This window comes from Rhodoferax sp. RT5P35, from assembly GCF_056521385.1.
In genome coordinates this window covers 1-1,015 of record NZ_JBWMAX010000387.1, presented here as the reverse complement: position 1 = coordinate 1,015, position 1,015 = coordinate 1, and the positions used below count along the sequence as shown (strand labels likewise).

Annotated in this window: 1 protein-coding gene; it reads right to left on the bottom strand. The window is 60.1% G+C overall.

The annotated features are described in order from the left end of the window. Positions 1-465: 465 nt before the first annotated feature. The coding region (locus tag AC097L_RS26550; protein WP_479589675.1) for an enoyl-CoA hydratase at positions 466-1,015 on the bottom strand (550 nt) is incomplete at its 5' end.

Below are 1,015 nucleotides of genomic sequence, written 5' to 3'. Positions count from 1 at the left end.
AAGGAGTATTGCTGTCAATGCCGTCGTAAGAGATGGGCGTAAATTGTGGCTTGTATGCTGCGACCATGGGGGCCTTGGTGAATTGTTGACAGTCCATAAACATTGAGCGACCGTGCCCAGTTGTCGTGGCCGAGGGGATGCCTCAACTGTAACCACTGAAAGGGGCACCGTCCCTAGGCCACGTTCGAATCTTTCCTCGCGCTCTGGAACCCCAATGGAAACCGTAAACCCTAGACTTCACCCGCTTCAGTAAACAAAATGCATGGCCTCGTGGTCAACACTCGACCTTGGGCGAATCGCGCCGACAGCCTGTTGCCAGGCTGAACGGGCTAGTGGAATCAGCCTTGCAATCCAATGGAGATCCGTCAAATTGAAGCGGTTGACGACGATAACAACTCCGACCCAACCACTATCAAAACAATAGCATTTTCCGAAGGCAGGACGTGGGCTACAGCCCGTTTCACCTTAAACCGTTGAAAAATCAGGTTTGCGCTTTTCCATGAAGGCCGTGAAGGCCTCGCGTGCCGCCGGTTCGCGCAGCATGCGCCCGAAGCTGGCGCCCTCTTCCACCATGCGCTCGGCCACCACCGTGGCCTGGCCTTTTTTCATCAACCGCTTGGTCTCGATCAACGAGCTGATCGGTTTTGCCGCCAGTTTTTGCGCCTGGCGCTGCGCCAGTGCGGCGGCCTCGGACGGCGGCACGATGCGGCTGATCAGCCCCATCTCCAGCGCCGCCTCGGCCATGAAGGGGTCACCCAGCAACAAGGCCTCAGCCGCCCGGCCATAGCCCATGCGCTGGGGCGCCAGGTAACTGGACGCCGCCTCAGGGCACAAGCCCAGGTTGACAAACGGCATGGAGAACTGCGCGTTGTCGCCCGCGTAGACCAGGTCGCAGTGGAACAGCAGGGTGGTGCCGATGCCTACCGCCGGGCCACACACGGCCGCCAACACGGGCTTGCTGAAGGTGCTGATGCCCCGCAAAAAGCGGAACACCGGCGCGTCCTGCGTGGCGGGC